We start from the raw sequence: 19,037 nt of genomic DNA on the forward strand, positions 1-19,037 counted from the left end.
ATGCAGATCAGTCGCATTTACTCCAATAAGGATGACCTCTTTCATCCGATAGATTTCAATTTCGGCAAGCATGCTGATCGTCTCAATGTCATTTTTGGCGATGTTAAGAAGCCTAAGGACAAGAAGCGCGACTCCCACAACCTCGGCAAGACCACCCTTCTTCATCTTATCGAATTTCTAATGCTCAAGGGCACCGCTCCGGAGCAGTTTCTGGTCAAGCATCAAGACCGCTTTGCTGGCTATCAGTTTTTTATCGAGGTAGCCCTAAACTCAGGTGAGTTTGCTACCATTCGACGGGGTGCGGACAACCCCAACAAAGTTGCTCTGACAAAGCACGCCGAGAGCGGCAGGCGGTTGGTTGACCTGCCTGACGACCAATGGGATCACGCCGAGCTGAGTCGCGAGGAGGCCGTCAAGCTGCTGGACGGCTGGCTCGACTTGAAGGTCCTAAAGCCATACGACTACCGAATGGCCATCACGTATTTCTTGAGGGCCCAAGGTGATTTCAGCGATGAGCTTCAGTTACAGAAGTTCCAAATGGGTAAGGACGCACACTGGAAGCCGTTCGTTGCTCACCTCTTCGGCTTTAGTGAATCGCCGGTGCAGCGCAAGTACGAGCTTGACGACTCCATCGGCGCGCTGAAGCAGCGCCAGGCTGAACAGGCGGCAGAAGTCCAGTACCGGGAAGAGGACCTTCCAAAGCTCCAGGCGCAAATCTCTGTCTTGCGGCAGCAGGTGGAAGAACTTGAGGCTCAGCTTGACGCCTTTGAGTTCGACGCTGAAGAGCGCCGTATCATGAAAAACCTCGTCGATGAGGTTGAGGGTGAAATCTCAGATATCAACGAGCGCCTCTACAACATCAACTACGATGTTAGGCAGATTGATGTGGCGATGGAGCATAAGGACCGGTTCGATCTGGACGAGGTCGCAACCATATTCTCCGAATCCAATATTTTGTTCGCCGGTCAGGTGAAGAAGCAATACGAAGACCTGGTGGACTTCAATAAGAAGGTCACTCGCGAACGAAACGCCGCCTTGAGAACCCGCAGGACAACGCTCGACAAGGAGCGGGTGGAGCTAGAGTCTCGCAAGACCAGCTTGGATCAACGGCGCGAGCAGCAACTTCGAGTTCTGCGCAGCACAGACACGTTTGATAAGTTCAAAACCTTGCAGCGCGAACTCTCCGAGCAGAAAGCGCAACTTGTCTATCTCGATGAGCAACGCAAGAAGCTTGAAGTGGTGGCGGCCACCGCGCTGCAGGTGCGTGAGAGCGAGCGGGAGCGGGGCAGAGTAGTCGATGAAATCAAGGCGATGGTTGCTAGGCCGACGCCGATCTATGAAAACTTCAGCCGCGTCTTCAACGCTTACTGTCAGCGAGTGCTTAGTCACGAGGGCATTTTCTACTTCCATGTAAACTCAAACGGTAATTTCGATTACACCATCGGTCTCGGGACCCCAGGGCAAACCGGGAAGACGTCCAGCCAGGGAGAGGGGACCAGCTACAAAAAGCTGGTTTGCGCACTTTTCGACTTGGCGCTGCTAAAGGTTTATGAGGACGTTGGTTTCTTCCACTTCGTGTACCATGACGGTATCTTTGAAGCTCTTGATGATCGAAAAAAACTCGCACTGTTGGAGGTCGTACGCGAGCAAACTAGTACGATGAAGATCCAGTATATAATGACGCTGATCGCTTCGGACCTCCCGCGTATTGATGAGAAATCCCCACCGACGTTCGCAGAGGACGAGGTCGTGCTCCGCTTACACGACGATGGGGCCGATGGGCGCTTGTTCAAGATGGCCGAGTTCTAGTAATCTCCCGCTATAGAGCTAAGCTCCGTGTCCGGTGGATATTGGTACCAGTAGGGTATGGGAGCTGATCGACCATCCCCCATCTCTTGTTCAAGACTTTCTTTAGTTAGCGGAACAAGTCTTTCACTCACATGGAGATCATAGTTTCCGCTCCATATGGTGCATGGAATGGCGCCCCTTATATCTCCCGCGTCGAAGACAAACTGCGAAGCCATTTCTCCTTCTCCGATATAAACCATGCGCATCAACATTGGAGCCCGGAATTCAATCCTGGCCTGCTGAAGCTCAGGACTCTCCTCTGGTAACAAGGAGGCTTCCAGCTTCGTCAGGGGATCTCTGTCATCAGCGCGAAGCGGCCTGTCATCTTGAAGGCCGAAGTCTGGTGTTGACGGCTTCTCTGGCTCCTTGACCCCGACAGTCAGATCGTCGATCGGTCTGCCTTTCTTGAACACAAGATAATTTCTGCAGGCTTGAAGAAAGCCGGATCGCCGCGGCCAGGGAACGCGAATCTTTTCGAGATCGACGTTCCATTTGATTGCGTCCGCAACGGTATCGATTGATAGGAACTCATGGGGCTCTTTCAGGAGGATCTCAACGGCAAGGTGAGGCGGAAGCCGAGGACCAAGAACACGCAGCATTTCTCGAACTGCTTTTCTGCCTTCGGCAAACGTTCCCGGTCGCCGCCGTTGGGGATGCGGAGAATGAAAAAAGACAAATCCTCCAGGCTGCAGAATTCGGTGGTTGGTCACGTCCGAATATGGAACGCGGCTCTCGCCTGCCAGGAAGATAAACGCGCATGCGGACACACAGGAGCTTCCCTTCTTGACCACCGTCGCTATCCCATCCTCTCTAACAGCCGCGGCGATCTTTAAGGCCGCAGAGAGTTCGCCTCCGTTCTTGCTGTCCAATTCGAGCCGAATCTGCAAATAGCTGGGACCTGATATCTCGTAAATAAGATCCGGATTGTCTTTCTCGAACAGGGCTTTTTTTGCCGCTGCCAGTTTTTTCAGGAAGATGTCTCCATCTTCCGTCTCGATAAAGCCGGTCAAAGAGATGGTGATCGCGCCCACTGCGTCGGGCGCTCGATCCGGAAATGTGACGTCTATTGTCGCGGCTCTGACCACCGCGGACGTGATCAGCAGACTACCAACAACGAAGCCACGAAGCAGATTCCACGAGAATATGCGCATGGCCGCTTTCCCACTACGGAGCGAACTCCCAGTATTTGGGCGGCGGCGGGTTGGCCGGTACCGGTATGATCTGCCGAAGCCGCTTGTTTGGTGGCCGTACACCATCGAGCAGCAATCCCATGTCATCGATCAATGACCTGTTGGTGGCGAACGTGTCATGGTTCAGTCCAAACAACTCGTCGCCCATTCTGGTGACGTCGATTGAATCAATTCCCGGCAACGTTAGCGGCTTACCATACACATATCCCGCTCGCGGCACGTTTCTTGCCGCCTTCATAGATGCCAGAAGTGTCTTGTCTGAAGCCGATGCATACAACGTCACACCAGTGAGCAGCCCCTGAACGCCTGGAACGAACCGCATAAACTGGTCCTTATCGACGTCCGGCGCGGCCAGAATCCATTCACCGAACTTCTTACTGTCCTGAGAGGACGCTTGGCCTCGAAGCGCATTCAGCACAAGATAGTTGCCCATACTGTGGGCCACAATATTTACCCGCCTTATCCCAAGCTCATCACGAAGCAATCGGAGAAGCTCTAGAAAGCTATCGCTGTCAGTCAGGGCGCTATCTCGATCGTAGAGATAAGACCGCGCCAAATCGAGCGGGTTTCTCGCGTTACCCCAAGAAGGCCACGAGTACAAAACAGGCAAGCCCTTGTACTGGAGATCCCAGAAGACCTGAGCGGCTCTATATACGGCATCGTCAAAAGTGTTGTTGAAGCCGTGTACAAACACGAGCGCTTCGGTAGTGCGCGCCGCCTTAGCCGTATCAGACCACGTAGGCTTTCCGATAACGCCTTGCCTAGAAATTACAAAGTGCTTTCCAGGATCGAGTTTCTCTTCATAAGTTCCGATGAGTGCCTCGCGGATTTTCGGGACCCGTACGTTCCCCATCTTGTGGTCGTCCGGAATCCTAACACGAAGACCGCCGAATGTGATGGTTGTGCCTCGCTTTTCGCTAAACGACTTCTGCTCACGTGCTCTCGTCGTCGCAAACAAAAAGTCGATCGTGCGCGGATCAGGATCTGGGCCTGTCGCTAACGCGGCACCTGCACTAACCATTGGCTCTTCCCGCAGATTACTCCCAAATGCGAGATTTGGTCGGTTACTTTCGAAGATTCGAAAGTCGATTCGGAAAGCGAAGGCGTCTATCAGGCCGACCTCCGTATTGTAGCCGATGAGATAATAGCTCCGTTGGCCTCCAGCGGCGACAACTGCGCCCGGATCACCGCGCAGCAGGTCATGAGTCAGCTCTACTTCAAAAAAGTACCTTGGTTTCACGTACCCGCTGGCAATGACTGAGGCTTTTCGGGGCAAGGACAAGTCTTGGACTTGTTCGGAAAGCTTGTCGCCATTCACCGACAGATGCTCGAATATCTTTGACTCAAGAACCGGCCTGAAAGCAGTTAAGTCATTGGATCCAAAGGCCAAGAAGATATCCGTTGCAACCTGCACAGGATCTGCTGCACCCAAGTCGGGACTTTGACTTCCTTGGGTCGCAAGGGCCAGAGGCGCGGGCGCCTGCGGCCATGCCGGTGAACACACGAGGTAAAAAAAACTCAATACGGCTAAAACCGGAATACGGCACTTGATCATGATGGCCTCGAAGCGATTTTTGAGAGACCCGGAATTCCCGGACGATCAATGCGAGTGAGGCCAATTTTGCTCTATGGGAGACCGGTTGTATATCTCTCTATAAACAATCTTTTTCCTGGCTATATCTCTCCCAAGCGTTTTCTGCGATTGCGAGATGTTCCTTGCGGACGGCACTCGGCCCCGCATCCCGCCTTCGGCGCCGCTATACTGTTGCTCCTCTCCAGCAGCTCGAGGGTGAGCACGTCCGCCCCGGTACTCCCCACGTCATTGTAGCCACCTGCCCCATACCAGGGAGCGAACAGCCACCGACCGCGGAAACCGTCCAGGGTTGGTTGAGGGACGGCCTCGCGCATGTCGCATTTAGAGGGCACGCGGTGCTCTACGATGGCGGGAGGCGCCACCCTCTCACTGTCGAAGAATGGCAGGAGCAGCACTGCCGAGCCGCCGAAGGGCCGTCCCTGCATTGATGTCGACCAGCATGGCATCTATGGGCATGCGGCAATCATCCTCACGGGTTGTCAACCTTTGGCGAACATGGTGGAAGCACTGTAGGAGAGCACGCACATGACGACACTTTTCACCGTTGGATACGAAGGTTGCAAGCCATCCGACCTGTTCGCGAGCCTTCAGAAAAATGGCGTCAAGCTGCTGATCGACGTCCGAGACGTGCCGATTTCGCGCAAACCGGGCTTCTCGAAAACTGCCCTTGCGCAGGGATTGGATAAAGCCGGTATCCAATATCTGCACCTTAAGGGGCTTGGCGATCCGAAGCCCGGGCGGACGGCCGCCCGGGAGGGCCGGTTTTCTGATTTCCGCCGAATATTCGCGGCACACATGATGACTACTGCGGCGCAGCAAGCTTTAACTGATGCTCTCTCGGCCGCCTCGAAATCCGTTGCATGTTTGCTTTGCTTTGAACAGGATCACACCAATTGCCACCGCTGCATCGTCGCTGATTCGATGGTGAGGCGCGGTAAGTTTAAGCTTGTTCATTTGAGCGCAGCACCGTTAGCCGGTCACAAAGTGCCGAGGGGCCGAATTTCCTCCGATGACAGGACACCCGCCCACATGGGGTAGCACCGAGGCAATAGTGATGGTGAAGGCGGCGCCGCAGGTCGGCCGACGTCATGGTGAAACGGTCTGCTGTGCTGGGATCGATCTATACGGCAATTGGCTCAGATTGTATCCGGTGTCCTTTCGAACGCTCGAGCAGTCGAAAAAATTTGGCCGCTGGGATCGAATAAGGTTCAACTGGCGACTGCCTAACGATGATAGGCGGGTCGAGAGCCGCCGAGTGGATCAGCAGTCAATCGAGATTGTCGGCAAGCTGAAGAAATCGGAGCGAGCGGCGTTTCTTGCAAAGGCCGTCGTGACAAGCTTGGCGCGGGAACGCGAGGCCGGCAGAAGCTTTGCGCTTCTCAGGCCCGAGATCATTGCATTCAAGATCGAAAAAAAGGATGCAGCAGAAGTCAAAGTGGAAAAAGAGCTATTCGATTCAATCCGCGCGCAAGATGACCTTTTCGCGAAGCAAGTGACCAACAACTACAATCCCTGTCCGTATAATTTCAAATATCGCTACCGAACTGACGACGGTATTCGCGAAGGTACGTGTCAGGATTGGGAAATCGAGGCCACGTATCATAATTGGTCGCGCGACTATGGTGATCAGCGAGCGCTTTCCGACATGGAGCGAGTGTTCGGGAAAGAGTATCCGGAGAAAGGAATGCTCTTGGCGATGGGTACCCACTCACTCCATCAAGACACATGGCTCATCAACGGAGTGGTGCGCCAAGACGATATTGACCAAGGTTCAATGTTTTAACTCACTCTTGGATTCGACATCGGCCTGACCTCATGGTTGTATGGCCAATGGCACCTTCGGCACACGCACGCCACGCTACTGAGGGGGCAACCCTTCTAGCGTTTATTGCATTCCGCGTAGTAGCCACCGTTGTCTTGGATCCACAGCATGCCTCCATTCGAACCGGTAGCCTTGTTGGCCACATACTGATCGCGACAAGTCAGCATTCGAGCTTGTCCGGGTTCCTCCGACGAGTAGCTGGGCGAAACGTCCTTTGGGAAGACGACCGGTGAGCGGAACGTTTGTGGGCTGACCGGGGGTGCGGCCGGCGGCTTGCTCTCGACAGGGGTTACCGGTTGACCCCATGCCGAAAAGGCGGATGCAAAGACGTCCGCGCCTGACGGTCCCTTCTCGATCGCTAAAATGGCACGGCGCTGCGTCTTGTATTGGAGCGGCATGTCGAACCAAGAGCGGTCGTTCAGCAGCTGTAGTTCCGGGAGCGGTCGGCATCGACGTTTGACAGTCCGACGAGGAAAAAGCCGTCGGTGACTTTGACAGCTAATCCGTCGTTCGTGAAGAACGTCCCTGAGCACCGTTTTACGCAAGGTGTGGTTGCGATAGGTGGCGACAGAGTATCCATAACAGGCCGCATAAAAGTTCGGTGAGCCAGCGGCGGAGCAGGCTGAAGTTGTAGCCGGCGGCGGCGAGCACGGCGTTGGTGCGGTCGCCGTCGCGACCCTTGAGATGGTTACGGCGCATTCGGTGGTCGTCCTTGAGATGGCCGATCACAGGCTCGACGGCGGCGCGACGCCGCATCTCGCGGCGGATGGCTTTGGTGACACGGCGAACCTGGCCGCTGATCCAGACCTTGAATCGGTCAGGATAGTTGTGGCCGCGGTAGCCCTTGTCGCCGTGGATGCGGCGCGCTGCAACACCAGTGAGCTTTTCGAGGTCGGCGATGACGGGACCGAGCGTGTGGCCGTCATAGGGATTGCCGTGCAGGGCCTTGGCATGCAGTACGAACTGCCCGCCTTTGGGCGCGGTGGCAGGCGTGGCAATCGAGACTTTGCAGCCAAATTCGTAAGGTGCCCGGGCCTTGCCTTTGCCGATGCACTCCACCTCGGGGGCGTGCAACGAGTAGACCTTGGGACCGCGCTGACGCTGCTCTTGATGGCGAACCCGGTGGGCGAGATCGAGCAGCGGACCAAAGCGATCCTCAAGCGCAGGGTCGCCCTCGATCTTGCGTCTGATGTCACGGATGATGCGGCCAAGCCGGGTGCGCAGGAATTTGAGCTCTCGCCGGGCACGCTTGAACTGGTGGGCATGCGTGTAGCGTCCCACCATGATGGCGGCGCGCCTGGCCACGCGCAGATAGCTTTGGCGCAGTTCGACGCTCTCGCGTTTGGCCAAACCGACCAGCTTCTCGATCGCCCGGTGCATGAGCCGCCCATCGCTCGGATGCGCGATCGACTTCTCCTGTACGGTGGTATCCACAACGAGCCGCTCGAGATCTTTGGTCTCGATTGCCCCAGTTCGATGCGCCACCGAGAGGCTTTCTTGCAACAGCGCGGCGATCTGCTCCTCACCCAGCCGCTGGCGCCAGCGGGGCAGCGACGAGCGATCGAATGGCAAGTCGTGCCGGAACACCACCTCGCCGCAGAAATACTGAAAATACGGGTTCTCGACCCCCGCACAGCGCCTCGTCAGAGAGATTGTGCATGTGCTTGAGGATGAATAGTCCGGCTACCAATCGTGTCGGCAACGGTGGCTGCCCCGGACCGAGGCGACAGACCGAACTGAAGCGTCCCGCCAGGAAGTCCCAATCGATCTCCGCCGCCAGACGCACCAACGGATGGCGAAGGTTGATGATCTTCTCCAGAGATGGACGAAACAGATCGTCCTGACGATCGTCGCGCGGATGGCTCATGGGTTCTCCCCAACAGCGAATCTCGCCGTCAAAGGAATCACGAAGCCGCCCAATCCGGAATCCAAAAACGCAAGAAAACCAGGACCTACCCACGGCTTTCTTGCAAAATCGAATACTTGCTCGCGTCAAATCACTGCGACAGATCAATCGCTTCCGAATTCTTCACGGGCGACTAATCCGGCCAGCGGGGTCGCAGTCAGCGTCTTTAAGAACCCAAGAAGCCATAGGAACGTTGACTTGTCGAATCCGAAAGGGCGGCCGAGATGTTGATAATCGCCAGCCACCTCCTGCGGATCGTGAGCAGCCGGCGAGGTCAGTCGGATTTCTAGCGATGCCCTCTCCCCGGCAATGCCTGAGAAGCCTACGCGCGGAATTGGCGTCAGAGCTAGTTTCGCTCAAATAGGCCAGAAAATGAAACATCTACCAAAAGGTTAACGCGCCCCGGCGCCGGCCCCCCGACTTGAGGCGGCCGCGAATCAGTCTTTGCGTTGCCGTGCCGCAGCTCCAATTGAACGTCTTGACAAAGCACGACTTTAGATTCCGTGACCGCCGAGTCGCGATATGATATGGTCTTCGTCATAGAGGCCAAGATGAACATTCAGGATGCTTGCGACTACATCATTGTGAGGCTTACGGAGGACGGCGGATTTCTGAACGTCCTGAAGTTGCACAAATTGCTTTACTACTGCCAGGCTTGGAGCCTGGCCTTTGGTCGTGGTCCGCTGTTTCCTCAAAACAGTTTTCAGGCCTGGGTTCATGGGCCCCTAAGCCGCGCCGTCTATGACCGGTTCGTTCAGACGAAGGCGATGTATTCGTCGGTCGGGCTTCCTGATGTCCGGCAAGGTTTTGATCCGATGGGCCTGACTGAGGCTGACCGCGCCTTTATCAACTCCGTGCTCGAGGTCTACGCCCCGCTTTCCGGCGACCAACTCGAGGAAATGACACACCGAGAAGAGCCGTGGATCGAGGCCCGTGCTGGAGTCTCGGCGTCATCAGCGACTTGGGTGAGCTCCTTGAAGCAACGATCGATAGCCTGACATAGAGTCGGAGTTACCCGGCCCGCAGGCCAGTGATCCGATACGTCCAGGAGCGCTTCGCCGCGGAGACAGGGGGGAGATTTTCAAAGCGTATCGCATACGAGCTGAAGGAACGTAACTGCTTGGGCGGGACTGAAACTGATGCCGAGGCGTCCTTCTGACCGACAACGCGACAAGTGGCTTCCCGACAGTCCGTGAGGATTACTTGGAAAAAGATGGTGGCCAAGGCGTCGTTGGTCGTTCGCTACAGTCCCGCTCAGGATAAGGTCTCCCATCCCGTAGCTGGCCGGCCCGAGCTTTACTTCGCTCAACGTGAGATCGGCCTCCTTGATCGCCGTAGCGGCAAAGTACTCTTGAGCTTGTGCGAGCGAGCTCGGCGCGGACCTCCTTGCCGGATTTCCAGCCTATGTTGTAACGCTTGGTCGTGGATCGAGCAGCTTCAAGAACAGCGATTGCGGCATCTGTGAAGCCGCCGCTGGTCCAGAGCTCGAAATGAACTTGAGACGAGTTGAGGCGCTCTTCTGCTTTTGTCGCCTTGTAGACCCTTCTGGACCAAGATCGGCGCGCGGCCTGGCAACAGGACGGCAAGGGCTTCAACATCCAGTTGAGCTGCCTGCCATTGAACGGCCGCCTCGTGGTTCGCGAACCCAAGGCCGACGCGGAGGCGGGGCAATGAGCCCAGCCGCCACGCGGGGCTACGACGTCGGCTTCAAAAGCTGGATGACATACGAAACCCTCGTGCTCGCCAGCAGCGAGCACGAGGCCATCGCCAAGGGCAAGGCCATTTACGGCCTCGCCGGCCTCGGCGATTTTTCGTTCAGCGATTGCGGCGAAGGACTGGCTCGCCTAGGTTCATGAGCCGGAGGCGCATTCATGAACGTCGTCCTCAAGCCGGGTACGCGTTGACGATAGATCTCCGACATATTCATCCGAAGTCGATGGCAGCAGCGCGACGCCTGCCGCATTCAGGCGGTTGCCTCAGCTTCCGGCAGCAGGAGCCAAGCTCAAGACGATTGCTCAGAAAACCGCCTCTGTGCAAGACCATGGGTCCCTGTACGCGCAATAAGAGGAAACCGCGCTGTGACACTCTCTCTTGACGGCGAAATTCGAGACGGACGGCATTACATGCAGGTCCGCGTCTATTTCGAAGATACCGATTCCGGCCAGATTGTTTATCACGCGAATTTTTTGCGTTTCATGGAACGTGGCAGAACGAATTACTTGCGCCTGCTCGGCACCAATCAGCAAGCGCTGCTCGAGGAAACGCGGAACGATGCGCCGGGCTTCGCCTTCGTTGTCCGTTCGATGACAATCGATTTTCTAAAACCGGCAGTCTTGGACGACCTGCTTGACATTGTCACGGTCCCGCAAGAGGTGAGAGGCGCGTCGATTGCCTTGCTGCAGGAGTGCAGGCGCGGGGGTGATCTCTTGGTCTCGGCGCGTGTACGGGTCGCGTTTATCTCAGGCGGAAAAGCGCAGCGCATCCCAAAGGCTCTGAGGCTTGCTATGGAAGAGCACAGATAAATCTGCCTTTCGTTCACGCTTTAACGCTCCAGCGACCCAATGAAATCAATGCGTTGGCCTTTTGTTGCGATATCGTCAAGTCAGAGTTTTCCGGCATCGTCTATCACGCCAATTATCTGCGCTTCATGGAGCGTGGGCGCACCAATCATCTGCGGCTGATGGGCGCCGAGCAGCAGGCGCTGTTCGAGCAGCCCGAAACGGAGGATTCCGGCTTCGCCTTCGTGGTGCGCTCGATGCACCTGGATTTCCTCAAGCCCGCGCGGATGGACGACGTGCTCGACGTCGTGACCTGGCCGATCGCGGTGAAAGGCGCCTCCATCATGCTCGCACAGGAGGTCCGGCGCGGCGAGGACGTGCTGGTCAAGGCCGAAGTGCGCGTCGCCTTCATCAGCGGCGGCCGTGCCCAGCCGATCCCGAAGTCGATCCGCACGCTGATGAAGGCTGATCTGATTTCGTGATCGCCCGATTGGTGATGGCCACTCGACTCCGCCGGCTGCGGCGATAGATTTGCGGTCCCGACCAACCGATGAGGCCACCATGTCGCGTCCGCCGCTTCCCCCCTTTACCCGCGAGACCGCTGCGCAAAAGGCCCGCATGGCCGAGGACGCCTGGAATTCGCGCGATCCGGTACGTGTCTCGCTCGCCTATACCGAGGACAGCCGCTGGCGTAACCGCTCCGAGGTGTTCCAGGGCCGCGAGGCCATCGTCGCCTTCCTCACCCGCAAATGGGAGAAGGAGCACGACTACCGCCTGATCAAGGACCTCTGGGCCTTCGACGGCAACCGCATCGCGGTGCGCTTCCAGTACGAATGGCACGACGCGAGCGGCCAGTGGTATCGCTCCTACGGCAACGAGCAATGGGAGTTCGACGAGCACGGCCTGATGAAGCGGCGCGAGGCGTCGATCAACGACATCATGATTGCAGAGAAGGACCGCCGGTTTCATTGGCCCGCGCCGGGGCCGCGGCCGGCGGATGTGGCGGGGTTGGGGACGGATCCGTTCTGAAGCGCTTCCTCTCCTCTCCCCGTTCTTACGGGGCCGCGACGAGATTCGCTCGCGCTGAGAGGGTCGGGGTGAGGGGCTGCTTCAGCAAATTCGATGGCAGACGGACTCGCGGAGAGTCCCCCTCACCCGGATTGCATCTTCGATGCAATCCGACCTCTCCCCGCAAGCGGGGCGAGGTGAAGTCTCACCGCCTCGCCAGAAACCGCGTAATCGCCCCACCGAGCTTCGCGTTGTCCAGCGGCTGCGCCAGCGACGCGCGCGCCGTGGCGACGACGTCATCCGGCGCCTTGCCGTCGCGCAGCTCGCAGCACACTTGCGCGAACTCCACGTCGAACTCCGGATGCGGCTGCACGGTCAGCGTCGCGCCGTTGGCGTAGAGCAGGCCGGCATGCGGGGTGAACTCGGACGAGAGGATCGTCAGCGCGTCGGCCGGCGGCTCGATCACCTGGTCCTGATGTGAGGCGGCGATCGCGACCGCTTCGCCTTCGACGACGCCGTTCTCGGGCAGCACCTGATAGACGTGCCGGCCGATGCCCCAGCCTTTCTCCGACTTGCGCACGGTGCCGCCCAGGGCCTGCGCGATCAATTGATGGCCGAAGCACACGCCGACCATCGGCGTCTTGTTGGCGTAAGCCGTACGCACGAAATCTTCCAGCGACGCGATCCAGTCGAGCCCGTCATAGACGCCGGCGGCCGCGCCGGTGATCAGCACGGCTTCGAGCTTGCCTGGATCGGGAAGTGCATCGCCATTCGGGATGCTGACCACGTCGACCGTGGCCGTCGGATCCTCGGCGCGGACCATGCGCGCGAACATGTCGGGAAACGAGCCGTGCTGCTCGCGATATTCTTGCGGGACCTGCCCGGTCTCGATGATGGTGATGCGTGCCATGTGCCCCCCAAGGTCAAAAGGACAAGGTCAAAAGGTTGCGATACTCAGTCGCTTTCTGCCCCATGTTGCTGGTGTGGCGCTGGGCCCTCCAGCAGCGCGCTCTGCTTCCGCACCTCGCTCAGAAAGGCCTTGGCGAGGCGTGACAGCGGCTCGGCTTCCGACCAGAGCATGTAGGCGACCGCATGGGTGGTCGGCGTGAACGGCCGGACGACGAGGCCACTGCCGCCGTTCTGCCGCGGCGAGAACGGATCGACCACCGCGGCGCCGACGCCGGCGGCGGCGAGCACGCAGGCGGTGTTGCAGTAGCGCACCTCGACGGTCGGCCGGAATGGCGCGCCGGCCCGCGCAAAACTGTCGCGCACGGCCTCGCCGAGGCGCGTGCCGCGTTCGAGCCCGATGAAGGGCAGGCCGGACAGATCGGCGGCCGAGATCACGGGCCTGTCGGCGAGCGGATGCTGCGGCGGCAGCACGCAGACCATCTCGCCAGTGTGCACCACCTCGTGTGCGATGCCGGGATGATGCGTCAGCCCGAGCGCGAAGCCGAGCTCGGCGACACGGCTGAGCACGCCCTCGATGATGCCCTCGTAGCGCCGCACGTCGAAGAAGACGCGCGTCTCCGGGCGGCGGCGCAGGAAGCCCGACAGCGCGGACGGGATGATGCTGTAGGCAAGCGGCGGCGTCGCCACGATGGCGAGATGCCCGGACCGGTTCTCGCGCAGATCGCGCACGCGGTTCTCGAGTTTTGCGTGCAGCGCGAAGATCGCCTCGCTCTCCTTGTAGAGCGCCATCGCTTCGGCGGTCGGAAACAGCCGGTTGTTGACGCGCTCGAACAGCGCGAAACCCGCCTGCGCCTCCATGGTCTTCAGCGCGTTGCTGACCGCGGGCTGCGACAGAGCCAGCTCGTCCGCCGCCGCCACGGTGGTGCGGTGGCGGATGACGGCGCGCAGGATCTCGAGCTGACGCAGGTTCATATCACTGCCGATTATACTCAGGGCCAAAACATCATAGCAGAACGAATTGATTTTGCAGCCCCGCTTCCGCGTAATGGCGGCGGATTTGCACGTCGCATCAAGGGGTTCATTCGCCCATTGAGGCGGCACTGCGCACAGATTGGAGGCAATCTTGGTTCGTGTCCTTCGCGCCGCCGCCGCCCAGATGGGCCCGACGCAGAAAGCAGACTCGCGTGAGCATACGCTCTCGCGCATGCTCGCGCTGCTGGAGGAGGCCGCCGGCCGCGGCGCCAGCCTCGTGGTGTTCCCGGAGCTTGCCTTCACCACGTTCTTTCCGCGCTGGCTGCTGGAGGGCGAGGCGCTCGACCAATATTTCGAGCGCGGCATGCCCAACCCGGCGGTGGCCAAGCTGTTCGACCGCGCACGTGCGCTCCGTGTCGGTTTTTATGTCGGCTATGCCGAGCTGACGCCGGACGGCCGCCGCTACAATTGCGCCATCCTGGTCGATCGTGACGGCGAGATTCTCGGCCGCTATCGCAAGGTGCATCTGCCGGGCTCGGTCGAGCCGCGGCCGGGTGCGCGCTACCAGCAGCTGGAGAAGCGCTATTTCGAATATGGCGATCTCGGTTTTCCCGCCTTCCGGGCCGGTTCGGCCTGGGCCCACGCCATCATGGGCATGATGATCTGCAACGATCGCCGCTGGCCGGAATCCTGGCGCGTGCTCGGCCTGCAGGGCGTCGAGCTCGTCTGCATCGGCTACAATTCCGCTGCCTACGATCCGAATGGTGGCGCCACCGAAGACGGTGCCTTGCGCACCTTCCATTCGACGCTGGTGACGCAGGCCAATGCCTACATGAACGCGACCTGGGCGATCTCGGTGGCGAAGGCGGGCGAGGAGGACGGCTCCGGGCTGATCGGCGGCTCCTGCATCGTCGATCCCAATGGTCGCATCGTCGCGCAGGCCCAGACGCTGGCGGACGAGGTGGTCGTCGCCGACATCGATCTCGACCTCTGCCGCCAGGGCAAGGACAAGATGTTCAATTTCGCCGCCCACCGGCGGCCGGAGCAATACAGGGTGATCACCGAACGCGCCGGCGTCATCGAGCCGGCCGTTCTCGATGCGGACTGACCAAATGGCACGGCGTTAGCAAAGGAGCTGACATGACACGCCTCTCGCATTTTCTCAGCCTAGCAGCCTTGGCTGCCGTGACGTCGGCGCAGGCGGCCGAGCTTCCGGCGGAGATCAAGCAGGCGGGCGCGTTGAAGCTCACGGTCAACTCCACCTACGCGCCGATGGAATATCGCGACCCTGCGACCAACGAGCTGGTCGGGCTCGACATCGATCTTGCGAACGAGCTCGCCAAGCGGCTCGGCGGCCTCAAGATCGTCTGGAGCGAGACGCCGTTCGCCGAGTTGATCCCATCGCTCCAGACCAAGCGCGCCGATTTCATCATCTCCGGCATCTCGGACCGCGCCTCGCGGCGCGAGACCGCCGATTTCGTCGATTACCTCCAGACCGGCCCGCAGTTCTTCGTGATGGCGGACAGCGAGGCGAAGGCGGCGACCGATCTCTGCGGCAAGAAGGTCGGCACCACCCGCAGCACCAGCTTCCCGGTCGAGATCGAGAAGTGGAGCAAGCAGAATTGCGAGGCGGCCGGCAAGCCGGCGATCCAGTACGTGCCGGGCGAGAACTCGATCGACGTCCGCAACCAGCTCAAGCAGGGCCGCATCGACGCCGCCGTGCAGGGCAGCGAGACGCTGCCTTATGCGCAGACGCAGGAGCCCGGCAAATACCGCGTTGTCGGTGAGGCCTTCGCCAAGGGCTACCAGGGCATCATGTTCCGCAAGGACGATGCGGCCCTGCGCGAGGTGGTGACCGAGAAGCTCACGGCGATGATCTCCGACGGCGCCTACAAGGCCGTTCTCGACAAATGGGGCCTTGGCGCGAACGCAGTCGCCCAGCCCATGCTGAACGCGGCGCCGCAATGAAGCCGGCGCCGGCACTCGCGGAGGGTTTCCCTGATTTGTCGGGGATGCGGATCGCGCGCGAGCCGCACTGGTTCCGCTGGCTCAGCGCGGCCCTGATCGTCCTCGTGCTGGCGGCGATCGTGCGCGCGTTTGCGAACGGTCAGATCGAATGGTCCTATGTCAGCCGCTTCCTGACCGTGAAGGTTATCCTCGAAGGCATCGTCAACACCATGGTGATGGCGGTGCTGGCGATGATGCTCGGCATCTTTCTCGGCATCGTCGTGGCGATCATGCGGCTGTCGCCCAACCCGGTGCTGAAGACGGTGGCCGCCGGCTACACCTGGCTGTTTCGCGGCACGCCGCTGATCCTGCAACTGCTGCTCTGGTTCAACCTCGCACTGGTGTTTCCGACCATCGGCATTCCCGGCTTGTGGAGCGCGCGCGCCGTCGACGTCATGACGCCGTTTCTCGCCGCGCTGCTCGGGCTCGGCATCAACCAGGGCGCCTACACCTCCGAAGTGATGCGCGCCGGCATGCTGTCGGTCGACATCGGACAATATGAGGCAGCGCAGGCGATCGGCATGGGACGGCTGCGCGCGCTGCGGCGGATCGTGCTGCCGCAGGCGATGCGCGTGGTGATCCCGCCGCTCGGCAACGAGTTCATCGGCATGGTGAAGGCGACCTCGCTCGCGAGCGTCATCCAGTATCCGGAGCTGCTGCATAACGCCGAGAACATCTACTACGCGAATTCCCGCGTCATCGAGCTCTTGATCGTCGCCGGGCTCTGGTACCTGCTCGTGGTCTCGATCCTGACCCCGCTTCAGATGCTGCTCGAACGCCGTTTTGCACGCGGCACATTGCGGCTGGCGCGATGACAAAACCCCTCGTCGCGATCCGCTCCGTCAGCAAGAACTTTGGAGAGTTCCAGGCTCTCAGAAACGTCTCGCTCGACGTCTGGCCCGGCGAGGTGATGTGCTTGATCGGCGCCTCAGGCTCGGGCAAGACCACGCTGCTCCGCTGCATCAACCAGCTGGCCGCGATCGATGCCGGCGGCATCTGGCTCGACGGCGAGCTTTTGGGTGTGCGCGAGCAGGGCGGGCGGCTCCATCGGCTCACCGAACGGGAGATCGGGCGGCAGCGGCTGAAGACCGGCATGGTGTTCCAGCGCTTCAACCTGTTTCCGCACAAGACCGCGCTCGAGAACATCACCGAAGGTCCGCTCCAGGTGCAGGGCCGCGAACTAGATGAGGTGCGCGCCGAGGCGCTCGAGCTGCTCCGTCGTGTCGGACTTGCGGCCAAGGCGGACGCCTATCCCGCGCAGCTCTCCGGCGGCCAGCAGCAGCGCGTGGCGATTGCGCGGGCGCTCGCCATGAAGCCGATGCTGATGCTGTTCGACGAGCCGACCAGCGCGCTCGATCCCGAACTCGTCGGCGAGGTGCTCGCGGTCATGAAGGAGCTGGCGAAGAGCGGCATGACCATGATGGTGGTGACGCACGAGCTCGGCTTCGCCCGCGAGGTCGCCGACCGCGTCGTCTACATGGACCAGGGCGCGATCGTCGAGCAGGGGCGCGCCTCCGACGTGTTGGGCGCGCCGCGCGAGGAGCGCACCAAGGTATTTCTTTCGGCTGTGATCTGACATTGGGGGTGTGGTGATGAAGAGGCTTTTGGTTGCGGCGGCGTTCTTGGGCGCTATGACTGTTTCGGCGTTGGCGATCGAGCTGCCGCCTGACATCGCAAAGCGCGGCAGCCTCAAGGTGGCGCTGGTGCCGAACTATCCGCCGATGGAGTTCCGCGATCCCGCCACCAATGCGCTGTCCGGATTCGACATCGATCTCGGCGAGGCGATGGGCCGCAAGCTCGGCGTCAAGATCGAATGGACCGAGACCAGCTTTGCCGAATTCATGCCGTCGATTTCGACGGGGCGGGTGGATGCCATCCTGTCCGGTTTCACCGACTATGCGAGCCGGCACGAGATCGCGTCCTTCGTCGATTATTTGCGCAGCGGCCCAAAATTCTTCGTGCAGCAGTCCCGCGCGTCCGAGTTCAAGGACATGGCTGCGCTCTGCGGCAAGAAGGTCGGCGCCAGCCGCCGGACCATGTTTCCCGCAGAGATCGACAAGTGGAGCCAGAAGAACTGCGGCAGCAATCCGATCCAGTTCGTCGGCACGGACGGCTCGGCCGATGCGCGCACGCAGCTCAGGCAGGGCCGTATCGATGCCGCTGTGCAGGGCAACGAGACGCTGCCCTATCTGATGGATCTCGAGCCGGGCACCTATGCGCCGGTCGGCGATCCCTTCGCGACGCAGTTCACGGGCATCGCGCTGCCGGTCAAGGAAAAGGCACTTCAGCAGGCGATGGTCGAGGCACTAGATGCGCTGATCGCCGACGGCACCTATCGTACGCTGCTGGCGAAGTGGAAACTGAGCGATAACGCAATAGAGAAGGCGACCATCAATGCTGGACAGTAAGGCACTCAAGAGCATCCCGCTCGTCCCGGCCAACACCGCGGATCCCGCGCCCGAATATCCCTGGCCGAAGCCGTACAAGTCGGCGATGTTCCTGTCGTTCGACGTGGATGCTGAGAGCGCATGGACCAGCAAAGACGCCGTGCACGCCCAGCGGCTCATCACCATGAGCTATGGCGGCTATGAGGCGCGCGTCGGCACGCCGAAACTTCTGGAGCTGCTCGACCAGCTCGATCTCAAGGCGACGTTCTTCGTCACGGGATGGTCGGTCGATGCGCATCCGGCGATGGCCGAATCCATCCTCAAGGCCGGCCACGAGATCGGCCATCACGGCTATCATCATCTGTTGCCCGATCCCGGCGATCCCTGGATCGAGGAGGAGCTGGAGCGTGGCTTCGAGGCGCTGAAGCGCCGGCTCGGCGTCAGGCCGACCGGCTATCGCGCGCCTTACGGCGAGTTCACCGAGGAGCTGCGCGTCGCGCTGGTGCGTCATGGCATCGTCTATACGTCCTCGTTCCGCGACGACGTCAGGCCCTATCGTCATCGTCTCGCCGACGGCAAGCCAGGCACGATCGAGCTGCCGGTGACCGCGAGCTATGACGACTGGATGCACGGCCTGTCCGCGCGCTTCAGCCCGCGCTCGATCTTCCCCAAGGAGCATGTGCTCTCGATGTGGAAGGACGAGCTGGATGAGGTCCGCGACTGGGGCGCGATGGTGACGACGGTGCTGCATCCGCAATGCAGCGGCCGTCCGATGCGACTGCGCCTGCTGCGCGAGTTCCTGACCTACGCAAAGTCCTGCCCCGACGTCTGGATCACCACCGGTGAGAAGATCGCGGAAAACTTCCTGCGCCACGAAGCCGGCAACCGCTGAGCAG

Annotated in this window: 18 protein-coding genes and 1 pseudogene; 14 read left to right on the top strand and 5 right to left on the bottom strand. The window is 60.1% G+C overall.

All coding sequences use genetic code 11. From position 1 onward, the window contains the following. Positions 1-1,809 carry a DUF2326 domain-containing protein gene (locus AAFG50_RS07945; protein WP_018641670.1) on the top strand — a complete coding sequence of 603 codons (1,809 nt, stop codon included), beginning with the start codon at positions 1-3 and terminating at the stop codon, positions 1,807-1,809. On the opposite strand, the gene AAFG50_RS07950 is transcribed toward AAFG50_RS07945, so the two are convergent. Both AAFG50_RS07950 and AAFG50_RS07955 read right to left on the bottom strand, forming a co-directional pair. Beyond that, positions 1,806-2,999, bottom strand: coding sequence for a hypothetical protein (locus tag AAFG50_RS07950; protein WP_028159538.1), 1,194 nt, complete (start codon positions 2,997-2,999; stop codon positions 1,806-1,808). The two genes, AAFG50_RS07945 and AAFG50_RS07950, sit on opposite strands and share 4 nt — an antisense overlap. A 13-nt stretch (positions 3,000-3,012) precedes the next feature. After that, on the bottom strand, positions 3,013-4,593 hold the full coding sequence (locus tag AAFG50_RS07955) for an alpha/beta fold hydrolase (RefSeq protein WP_049826435.1): 1,581 nt from the start codon (positions 4,591-4,593) through the stop codon (positions 3,013-3,015). Between the two features lie 564 nt (positions 4,594-5,157). On the opposite strand from AAFG50_RS07955, the gene AAFG50_RS07960 reads away from it, so the two are divergent. Both AAFG50_RS07960 and AAFG50_RS07965 read left to right on the top strand, forming a co-directional pair. Beyond that, the gene (locus tag AAFG50_RS07960) at positions 5,158-5,670 is read left to right on the top strand and encodes a DUF488 domain-containing protein (RefSeq protein ID WP_018641667.1); all 513 of its coding nucleotides are present in this window, start codon (positions 5,158-5,160) and stop codon (positions 5,668-5,670) included. Between the two features lie 16 nt (positions 5,671-5,686). Then, entirely contained in the window at positions 5,687-6,415 is a 729-nt protein-coding gene (locus AAFG50_RS07965) for a hypothetical protein (RefSeq protein ID WP_131234201.1), read from the top strand. 576 nt (positions 6,416-6,991) lie between these two features. On the opposite strand, the pseudogene AAFG50_RS07970 reads toward AAFG50_RS07965, so the two are convergent. After that, positions 6,992-8,321, bottom strand: a pseudogene (locus tag AAFG50_RS07970) (IS5 family transposase). A gap of 590 nt (positions 8,322-8,911) precedes the next feature. Here AAFG50_RS07970 and AAFG50_RS07975 point away from each other — a divergent pair. From AAFG50_RS07975 to AAFG50_RS07995, 5 genes are all read left to right on the top strand, one after another. Then, positions 8,912-9,358 (top strand): type II toxin-antitoxin system antitoxin SocA domain-containing protein, encoded by a 447-nt coding sequence (locus tag AAFG50_RS07975; RefSeq protein ID WP_035665968.1) that lies wholly within the window; start codon positions 8,912-8,914, stop codon positions 9,356-9,358. A gap of 672 nt (positions 9,359-10,030) precedes the next feature. Beyond that, complete coding sequence (locus AAFG50_RS07980) at positions 10,031-10,216, top strand: hypothetical protein (RefSeq protein WP_018641664.1); 186 nt, start codon at positions 10,031-10,033, stop codon at positions 10,214-10,216. 222 nt (positions 10,217-10,438) lie between these two features. Continuing rightward, on the top strand, positions 10,439-10,882 hold the full coding sequence (gene ybgC, locus AAFG50_RS07985) for a tol-pal system-associated acyl-CoA thioesterase (protein WP_011089947.1): 444 nt from the start codon (positions 10,439-10,441) through the stop codon (positions 10,880-10,882). A gap of 53 nt (positions 10,883-10,935) precedes the next feature. After that, positions 10,936-11,340 (top strand): YbgC/FadM family acyl-CoA thioesterase, encoded by a 405-nt coding sequence (locus AAFG50_RS07990; protein ID WP_028172967.1) that lies wholly within the window; start codon positions 10,936-10,938, stop codon positions 11,338-11,340. A 79-nt stretch (positions 11,341-11,419) separates the two neighbouring features. Beyond that, positions 11,420-11,887 carry a nuclear transport factor 2 family protein gene (locus AAFG50_RS07995; protein ID WP_011089945.1) on the top strand — a complete coding sequence of 156 codons (468 nt, stop codon included), beginning with the start codon at positions 11,420-11,422 and terminating at the stop codon, positions 11,885-11,887. A 184-nt stretch (positions 11,888-12,071) separates the two neighbouring features. Here the strand turns inward: AAFG50_RS07995 and AAFG50_RS08000 are convergent, their stop codons facing one another. Next, positions 12,072-12,776 carry a type 1 glutamine amidotransferase gene (locus AAFG50_RS08000; RefSeq protein ID WP_028172968.1) on the bottom strand — a complete coding sequence of 235 codons (705 nt, stop codon included), beginning with the start codon at positions 12,774-12,776 and terminating at the stop codon, positions 12,072-12,074. Positions 12,777-12,820: 44 nt separating this feature from the next. Continuing rightward, entirely contained in the window at positions 12,821-13,747 is a 927-nt protein-coding gene (locus AAFG50_RS08005; protein ID WP_028172969.1) for a LysR family transcriptional regulator, read from the bottom strand. Between the two features lie 184 nt (positions 13,748-13,931). Between AAFG50_RS08005 and AAFG50_RS08010 the strand changes: the two genes are divergently transcribed. From AAFG50_RS08010 to AAFG50_RS08035, 6 genes are read left to right on the top strand one after another with little or no spacing between them, the layout of a single operon-like run. Next, positions 13,932-14,855 carry an N-carbamoyl-D-amino-acid hydrolase gene (locus tag AAFG50_RS08010; RefSeq protein WP_011089942.1) on the top strand — a complete coding sequence of 308 codons (924 nt, stop codon included), beginning with the start codon at positions 13,932-13,934 and terminating at the stop codon, positions 14,853-14,855. A 32-nt stretch (positions 14,856-14,887) separates the two neighbouring features. Next, positions 14,888-15,715: an ABC transporter substrate-binding protein gene (locus AAFG50_RS08015; RefSeq protein ID WP_028172970.1), complete on the top strand. Its 828-nt coding sequence runs from the start codon at positions 14,888-14,890 to the stop codon at positions 15,713-15,715. Beyond that, positions 15,712-16,569: an amino acid ABC transporter permease gene (locus AAFG50_RS08020; RefSeq protein ID WP_028172971.1), complete on the top strand. Its 858-nt coding sequence runs from the start codon at positions 15,712-15,714 to the stop codon at positions 16,567-16,569. The genes AAFG50_RS08015 and AAFG50_RS08020 overlap by 4 nt, the downstream gene beginning before the upstream one ends. Beyond that, positions 16,566-17,330 (top strand): amino acid ABC transporter ATP-binding protein, encoded by a 765-nt coding sequence (locus tag AAFG50_RS08025; RefSeq protein WP_028172972.1) that lies wholly within the window; start codon positions 16,566-16,568, stop codon positions 17,328-17,330. The genes AAFG50_RS08020 and AAFG50_RS08025 overlap by 4 nt, the downstream gene beginning before the upstream one ends. A 16-nt stretch (positions 17,331-17,346) precedes the next feature. Then, the gene (locus AAFG50_RS08030) at positions 17,347-18,162 is read left to right on the top strand and encodes an ABC transporter substrate-binding protein (protein WP_028172973.1); all 816 of its coding nucleotides are present in this window, start codon (positions 17,347-17,349) and stop codon (positions 18,160-18,162) included. Then, the gene (locus AAFG50_RS08035; protein WP_028172974.1) at positions 18,149-19,033 is read left to right on the top strand and encodes a polysaccharide deacetylase; all 885 of its coding nucleotides are present in this window, start codon (positions 18,149-18,151) and stop codon (positions 19,031-19,033) included. Before AAFG50_RS08030 ends, AAFG50_RS08035 begins: the two co-directional genes overlap by 14 nt. The last annotated feature ends 4 nt before the right edge of the window (positions 19,034-19,037 follow it).

The sequence above is a fragment of the Bradyrhizobium sp. B039 genome, from assembly GCF_038965675.1.
Lineage (GTDB): Bacteria > Pseudomonadota > Alphaproteobacteria > Rhizobiales > Xanthobacteraceae > Bradyrhizobium > Bradyrhizobium diazoefficiens.

Coding starts and splice junctions, on each gene's coding strand:
- AAFG50_RS08005 (WP_028172969.1), bottom strand. CDS start 13,747: ATGAACCTGCGTCAGCTCGAGATCCTGCGCGCCGTCATCCGCCACCGC.
- AAFG50_RS07945 (WP_018641670.1), top strand. CDS start 1: ATGCAGATCAGTCGCATTTACTCCAATAAGGATGACCTCTTTCATCCG.
- AAFG50_RS07955 (WP_049826435.1), bottom strand. CDS start 4,593: ATGATCAAGTGCCGTATTCCGGTTTTAGCCGTATTGAGTTTTTTTTAC.
- AAFG50_RS07950 (WP_028159538.1), bottom strand. CDS start 2,999: ATGCGCATATTCTCGTGGAATCTGCTTCGTGGCTTCGTTGTTGGTAGT.
- AAFG50_RS08025 (WP_028172972.1), top strand. CDS start 16,566: ATGACAAAACCCCTCGTCGCGATCCGCTCCGTCAGCAAGAACTTTGGA.
- AAFG50_RS08015 (WP_028172970.1), top strand. CDS start 14,888: ATGACACGCCTCTCGCATTTTCTCAGCCTAGCAGCCTTGGCTGCCGTG.
- AAFG50_RS07975 (WP_035665968.1), top strand. CDS start 8,912: ATGAACATTCAGGATGCTTGCGACTACATCATTGTGAGGCTTACGGAG.
- AAFG50_RS07960 (WP_018641667.1), top strand. CDS start 5,158: ATGACGACACTTTTCACCGTTGGATACGAAGGTTGCAAGCCATCCGAC.
- AAFG50_RS07980 (WP_018641664.1), top strand. CDS start 10,031: ATGAGCCCAGCCGCCACGCGGGGCTACGACGTCGGCTTCAAAAGCTGG.
- AAFG50_RS08010 (WP_011089942.1), top strand. CDS start 13,932: ATGGGCCCGACGCAGAAAGCAGACTCGCGTGAGCATACGCTCTCGCGC.
- AAFG50_RS08030 (WP_028172973.1), top strand. CDS start 17,347: ATGAAGAGGCTTTTGGTTGCGGCGGCGTTCTTGGGCGCTATGACTGTT.
- AAFG50_RS08035 (WP_028172974.1), top strand. CDS start 18,149: ATGCTGGACAGTAAGGCACTCAAGAGCATCCCGCTCGTCCCGGCCAAC.
- AAFG50_RS07965 (WP_131234201.1), top strand. CDS start 5,687: ATGGTGAAGGCGGCGCCGCAGGTCGGCCGACGTCATGGTGAAACGGTC.
- AAFG50_RS08000 (WP_028172968.1), bottom strand. CDS start 12,776: ATGGCACGCATCACCATCATCGAGACCGGGCAGGTCCCGCAAGAATAT.
- AAFG50_RS07995 (WP_011089945.1), top strand. CDS start 11,420: ATGTCGCGTCCGCCGCTTCCCCCCTTTACCCGCGAGACCGCTGCGCAA.
- AAFG50_RS08020 (WP_028172971.1), top strand. CDS start 15,712: ATGAAGCCGGCGCCGGCACTCGCGGAGGGTTTCCCTGATTTGTCGGGG.